Annotated in this window: 7 protein-coding genes; all 7 read left to right on the forward strand. The window is 31.1% G+C overall.

The window, feature by feature from the left end; all coding sequences use genetic code 11:
- Position 1: 1 nt before the first annotated feature.
- Positions 2 to 970, forward strand: a complete 969-nt coding sequence (locus tag AB1414_02660) for a GNAT family N-acetyltransferase (GenBank protein ID MEW6606344.1) — start codon at positions 2 to 4, stop codon at positions 968 to 970.
- Complete coding sequence (locus AB1414_02665) at positions 970 to 1728, forward strand: glycosyltransferase family 2 protein (protein ID MEW6606345.1); 759 nt, start codon at positions 970 to 972, stop codon at positions 1726 to 1728. Before AB1414_02660 ends, AB1414_02665 begins: the two co-directional genes overlap by 1 nt.
- A 257-nt stretch (positions 1729 to 1985) precedes the next feature.
- Entirely contained in the window at positions 1986 to 2732 is a 747-nt protein-coding gene (locus tag AB1414_02670; GenBank protein ID MEW6606346.1) for a glycosyltransferase, read from the forward strand.
- A 10-nt stretch (positions 2733 to 2742) separates the two neighbouring features.
- The gene (locus tag AB1414_02675) at positions 2743 to 3453 is read left to right on the forward strand and encodes a class I SAM-dependent methyltransferase (GenBank protein MEW6606347.1); all 711 of its coding nucleotides are present in this window, start codon (positions 2743 to 2745) and stop codon (positions 3451 to 3453) included.
- Between the two features lie 307 nt (positions 3454 to 3760).
- The gene (locus AB1414_02680) at positions 3761 to 4492 is read left to right on the forward strand and encodes a hypothetical protein (GenBank protein MEW6606348.1); all 732 of its coding nucleotides are present in this window, start codon (positions 3761 to 3763) and stop codon (positions 4490 to 4492) included.
- A gap of 14 nt (positions 4493 to 4506) precedes the next feature.
- Positions 4507 to 6072: a glycosyltransferase family 39 protein gene (locus tag AB1414_02685; GenBank protein ID MEW6606349.1), complete on the forward strand. Its 1566-nt coding sequence runs from the start codon at positions 4507 to 4509 to the stop codon at positions 6070 to 6072.
- 11 nt (positions 6073 to 6083) lie between these two features.
- The gene (locus AB1414_02690) at positions 6084 to 6326 is read left to right on the forward strand and encodes a hypothetical protein (protein ID MEW6606350.1); all 243 of its coding nucleotides are present in this window, start codon (positions 6084 to 6086) and stop codon (positions 6324 to 6326) included.
- The last annotated feature ends 100 nt before the right edge of the window (positions 6327 to 6426 follow it).

Below are 6426 nucleotides of genomic sequence, written 5' to 3' on the forward strand. Positions count from 1 at the left end.
TATGTTTGGTGAATATTCTCCTCGTATTCTCAAACTATCCGAGTATGAAAATGCCATCTTTTTATGCAACGATGTATTTCGTTCCGCATATGGAAGACCTCGCGATATGGAAGATTCTTTTAGACATGTTCTTAATTATGATAACATCAATCGAATGGTAGGAATCTTTCATGGAAAACAATTAGTATCATTTATGACTTATCTCCCTTTAACTTACAACATTAGAGGGCGAAAATATATATTTATGGGTATAAGTTGTGTCTGCACCCACCCCAATTTTAGAAAACGAGGCTATGCAGGAAATTGCTTAGAATATTCGTTACAAATAGCCCGAGAAGAAGGTTGTGATGCCTCAATATTACTTCCTGGGGCTGGGGCAGAGGAGTTTTATAAAAAACGGGGCTATTGGATAACCGGAGCTAAACTTGAACTAAACTTAATATACTCAGATGAAGGTTCTACTATATCTTCCTGCGAGGTGATTCCAGTATCTTTACTTCCAAATATTCCTCCAGGTATTGATAAAGATAGAGAAATAGCAGAGTCAATTAGAACAAAAGAATTAATTGTTTCTCTAAGTTCTATTTCTCGATTTTCTAAATATGAATTAAGGTCACAGGGAAGATTAGCCTATATTGTTCTCTGGAAAACCAGTGAAGAAATAGATATGGACCAATTGAACAAAATTGATGTAGGTGAATATGGTGGGGATGCACAAGTTTTGGAACAATATTTTATATCTATGGCTCGTAAAAATAAATCAGTAATACTTAGCGGTCCAAATAATGGTTTTTTAAAAATACTTGTGGGAAAATATCCCAAATCGAAACTGGAAATAAAATCTCCTTATATGATGCGTATATTGAACCCGAATGCATTTGTTAAAAATGGATATGAAGAAGGAAAGAAGAAAGAACAAGAGTTTTATAATAATTTTCCTCTATTCATTTGGGGGGTAGAGACTTTTTAATGAACACACATACTAACGAAGATATTAAATATGAACTTTCACTAATTTTCCCGGTGCACAATGAAGGAAATATAGTTGAAGATGTTATTCATACCTTGTTTAAAACAATTCACCGCAGATTTGAAATAATTGCAGTTTATGATAAAGAAGAAGATATTACTATACCTGTACTTCAAAAACTTCAATCGCAATATCCAGCGTTACATTCTGTGCAGAATAAAGAAGGATGTGGTGTATTAGGGGCATTCCGAACAGGTCTTGATGAAGCAAAATCTCCTGTAGTAGGAATATGGTGTGCCTACCACACTGACCCACAGGGTTCATTGAATATGATGATGGATTTAATGGATGAAGGGTATGATTTAGTCTCTGGAAATCGTTATGCCTATAAAATGCAAAGGACTCGTGGTCCAAGAATGAAATTTTTTCTTAGTATTACCGGTAATTTCATATTTTCTAAGTTATTGAACATTCCATTGTTTGATATGTCCACATCAATTAAGTTATTTCGCACCAGTGTGTTGAAATCAATAAAGATAGAAACACCTCCAAAAGGTGGTTGGGCATTTGTTTTTGAATTAGTGGTAAAAATTGCTATCAATAAACTTCGGATGGGAGAAATAAAATTAGACCCTTCAAGTCTTCAATTTGCGGGTGTTACAAACTTTAAAATCCAGCGTTATTTACCCTACTATCTTTATTGGACATGGTATGGGTTCTGCCATTTGAGGTGTTTTAAATCTATATTTAAACAGTAAAAAATGGAAATTTGATTTTTATTCTGTAATTCTGTATTTCTGTAGTAAAAAATTCTCATTTTCAGACAAACTTCCCACATTTCACTGAGCCATTACTGATCTTTAAATTTTTTACTTGACAACAAACTTTTGCCAGTATATAGTATAATATCGTAAAAACAATTACTTGTCTCTAATAACTATTCATAGATAAGAAATCATATTGAGTTCCTTTTAAAGTATAGGCAGATAGAAAACTTTAGGTAGGGAATATAATTATGGTATCGACAATAAATATTGCCCTTGTAATTCCTTGTTATAATGAGGAAAAGCGATTAAAGGTAGATGTTTTTATCAGAGAATTATCAAATAATCCAAATCTAACATTATTATTTGTAAATGATGGTAGTAAGGACAATACACTAAAAGTTATTCAGGAAATTTGTGCCTCCAATCCAGTGAGAGCATTAAGTTTATCATTAAATAAAAACATGGGAAAGGGTGAAGCAGTGCGGACTGGGATGAAGTATTTGCTGGAGAATGGTTCCTATAACCTAATAGGTTTCTGGGATGCTGATCTGGCAGTTCCTCTCTCAGAAATCTGGGATTTTATGGATATTTTCCAAACAAATCCAAATGTGCAAGCAGTTATTGGTAGCAGGGTTCATTTGTGTGGAAGGAAAATTGAGCGGATAAATTTTCGTCACTATCTGGGACGATTATTTAGTACAGTTATATCTTTAACTTTTGGGTTTGCTGTTTACGATACTCAATGTGGTGCAAAACTTTTTAAGAGTGAAATACTTATTCCTATGGTTCAAAAACCCTTTTGTTCAAAATGGATATTTGATGTAGAGATTATTATTCGTATATTGCGTCTTCCTTTTTTGCAAGATGAAAGTACCTGGTTATTCGAAGTTCCAGTGAAAGAATGGAGAAATATTTCCGGGACAAAACGTTCTCTATCAGCTTATATTAATTCTTTTTTTGATTATCTTACATTAGTGAAAAAATACTTACTTTAAGGAAATCATTATGGATTATAGAGAGTATCAAATCGGAGTAACAAAGGATTTTTTTTGGCATAAAGGTAAGATTCAACTTATAAATATCTTGATAGACAAATTAAAAAGCAAAAGATGCTTAAGGATATTAAATGTAGGTGCTGGCACAGGGGATGATTTACCAATCGTTAGTCGATGGGGAAAGGTATATGTAATAGACATAGATTCTGATGTCCTGAAAATAATTCCGCAAGAATTTGTTTTTGAGAAAAAGGTATGCAACGCCTGTCAGATATCTTATCCTGATGCTTTTTTTGATTTAGTGTTGGCCTTTGATGTATTAGAACACATTGAAGATGATAAATTAGCCATTAATGAAATTTACCGTACACTCAAGCCAGGTGGATTTTTTATATTAACTGTTCCTGCATTTAATTTTCTGTATAGCTCTCATGACAGGGCACTTAAACACTTTAGACGATATAATATAAAAACTCTTAAAAATAATCTTTTAAATTTTAGATGCGTAGAATTGGGATATTGGGGATTTTTGTTATTTTTACCGGTAGCTGTGCAGAGAATATTAAAACGGAATAATTTTAATTCTAAAATCCATTTTATAAAACTACCTAAATTTATCAATAATATTTTCTATTCTTTATTAAAAATGGAAAATTATTTTATAAAACACCGAATTCCTTTACCTGTAGGAATGACTATCTACGGAATCTATCGAAAGTAACTATTATTCGTAACCGTTCACCGCAGAGACGCAGAGAAAAAAATTAAAAACTATTTACCAAACGCTTCATTCCATTTCTGATTTTCATCAGAGCAAGCTTTTAATGACCGACATATCCTGATTGATTACCAAATTTGGTTTTGATGTTCTATGTATTTTATCATGATTGCATCAATAATCTTTTCTGTGATCTGATTTATTTCCGGGGCTTCGCTGTTTCTCTGCGTCTGTGCGGTAAATTACCACCTGAAGGATTACTATTATTCTTACAGAAGGGAGGAGATATCAGGAGATTAAAAGGGAAAAAATGGAAAATGAAAAAAGTGGAAGTTTTGAATTTTATAAAGATTATGTTGATAAGGTAATGAATGCTCAACCAGAATATTATAGCGAGATGATATCGATAATTAACAAAGAAATCAATAATTTTATTCTGACAAATAGTAGAAAACCGATAATATTAGATGTAGGATCCGCAGGAATTTTTCCTTATGATACCAAATTAGCTGAGAGAATAATTATTTTAGACCTTTTTGCAAAACCTGAAAACATTGAATTAATGGTGAATGGTGAATGGTGTGTTGGAGATATTTTGTCTGAGAATATATGCATTGATTTAGATAAAGAAGTAAAGTGTGATTTTATTATTATGAGTAGTGTTTTGCATCATTTATGTGGTCCGAAAAATGACATATTGAAAAATCTGAGTATATGTTTTAAAAATTGTTCAAAACTATTATCATCAGAGGGTAAACTTCTTATTTTCGAAAGTACTTGCTCATCATTAATAGCGAAAATAGAAGATTTGCTTTACCCCCTTTATACTTTAATCTTAACAAAAGTTATGAAATTTACATATGTTAGAATGTTATCTATCAAGGAAATAAGTGAATCTTTAAATAAGAGTGGTTTTGATATGGAAATATTACCTTACAAACAACCACAGTATATTATTCAGTTATTCTGGAGAGTTCCAACTAAAATATATCCTTTGAAAGTAAATGCATTCAGAGCTTCAAAACGGATGTTCATTGATTAAAAGAGGTGGTCACAATGAAAAATTTAAGGGGGGAGATATTAAACTTATTCTTTCCCTCATCTGAAAGAAGATTTATTATATGCGTTCTATTGACAACTTTTATAATAAAAATCATATTGGCTTATATCTTTATTAAGTATCCGGATACTCCTCATGATTTCTATGCCTACATTGATTCAGCAAATCTTTTATTAGAGGGTAAAGCACTTTATCTTGTTCCGATAAGTAATGGGAAAATATTTATCTATCCTCCCTTTTTCCCCACTTTAATGGCAGGATGGATAGCAATATTTGGAACAAACTACTTTTTACTTAAGTTCCCAAGTATTATTTTTAGTAGTTTAACAATAATAGTATTTTTCTATTTATTAAAGAGAATATCAGATATACAAAGAGCAAAATATTTAACTATAATTTTCTCCTTTTCTTACATTACTCTATTCGGTCCAGGATTTTGGGGTAATGATGACGATGTTTTTATATTTTTTATGATAACAAGTATTTATCTTCTCCTTACTAAAAGATATAAACTTTCAGCAATCACTTTAGCTATTAGTATTCTTTTTAAACAAGTTCCCATTATTTTATTCCCAGGAATTATAATCTATCTTTATAGAATTTTGGGGATTAGACAGATAGTTAAATATATCTTTGTATGGACAATTACTTTTTTAATCTTACTTTTTCCATTTTATCTAAATTCAGGTCTATCTGTATTATATCCATATACAGGGGCAACTAACTTCAGAAGTCATATACCAAGTGTAGGTTTCTTTTCCCCTTTAAATCTGATAAAAACAGGAATTGGGATATATCAAAATGCTATTCACTATTTCTCAACCCATACGATGATTCCTTATGACCAAAATCCACTTAAGAGTGCCGTAATGTGTCCATTGAATATACTCTTTAATAAAATTGCTACTTTTTATGGTATTCTTGGTCTTATTTTCATGTTTATATATATTTTAAAATTCAGGATAAAGGATGAAAAATTAGAGATTACAAGAAACTTATTCTTATTTACTTTTGGTTCACTTCTTTTCTCTAAGGCATTCGTTCCTATATATTTTCAATGGTTTTTCCCATTCTTTTTGATATTACTTTCTTTAAAAGAAAAAGAGAACTTTAAAAACTGTATTTTAACTAAAAAAGAATTAACTGGAATATTATTAGTTTTTGTCAGTCTTTTAATTCAATCTGTTATTCTGATACACTGTTCTTCCCAGACTCAAGGAAAAGTTTTTCTTTCCCTATGTTGCTTTTTAGGAGGAATTGGGACATATCTTATGTTTTTCAGGGTTAGCTTTAGAAAGATATGGGCAATTATTGTCTTTCTTCACATTCTGTCTGACATTGGAGGTGCAATAAATCCTTTGTTAATATTTAAGCCAATATTAGTAAAGTTTATCCCTGATATTCCAATAGGTCCTTATGAAACATATCTTTCGTATGCCACACTCTTTACATTATCTTTTGTTATTATACTTATGACAATAATAGCAATGATATGTTTTTTTATAAAAATTCATAAATATCTAAAAGATGATTATTATTCTGCTATGAGTAAACAATTCTAAGAGATACTTTGATGTATCTTGAATCTCAAGGCTATATGCCGGATTTTGTAGTCTTATTACAACCAACATTCCCATTACGCCAGGTAAAACATATTGATGAAGCAATAGAAAAGATTCTATCACTTACTGAAACACCTTTCTTATCAAAATTTATCCCTGAAACTCCAATATCCTTTGGCACATACCTTTCATATGCCACACTTTACCCTTCTTGTCTTCTAACTCTTTTAATACTTGATGTTCAAGTTTTTTAAAGGTATAAAGATTTAACCGCAAAGAGCGCAAAGGAAGATTTCGCAAAGGACGCAAAGGAAGGAAAATAAGGTGGTGAACAACCTATTGCTTTGTTAAGTT

It is taken from the genome of bacterium, assembly GCA_040755795.1.
In the GTDB taxonomy this organism is placed as follows: Bacteria; UBA9089; CG2-30-40-21; order CG2-30-40-21; family SBAY01; genus JBFLXS01.

Excerpts from the sequence above, each read along its gene's own strand:
- AB1414_02690 (MEW6606350.1), top strand. The coding sequence starts at position 6,084 with ATGTATCTTGAATCTCAAGGCTATATGCCGGATTTTGTAGTCTTATTA.
- AB1414_02670 (MEW6606346.1), top strand. The coding sequence starts at position 1,986 with ATGGTATCGACAATAAATATTGCCCTTGTAATTCCTTGTTATAATGAG.
- AB1414_02680 (MEW6606348.1), top strand. The coding sequence starts at position 3,761 with ATGGAAAATGAAAAAAGTGGAAGTTTTGAATTTTATAAAGATTATGTT.
- AB1414_02685 (MEW6606349.1), top strand. The coding sequence starts at position 4,507 with ATGAAAAATTTAAGGGGGGAGATATTAAACTTATTCTTTCCCTCATCT.
- AB1414_02675 (MEW6606347.1), top strand. The coding sequence starts at position 2,743 with ATGGATTATAGAGAGTATCAAATCGGAGTAACAAAGGATTTTTTTTGG.
- AB1414_02665 (MEW6606345.1), top strand. The coding sequence starts at position 970 with ATGAACACACATACTAACGAAGATATTAAATATGAACTTTCACTAATT.
- AB1414_02660 (MEW6606344.1), top strand. The coding sequence starts at position 2 with ATGTTTGGTGAATATTCTCCTCGTATTCTCAAACTATCCGAGTATGAA.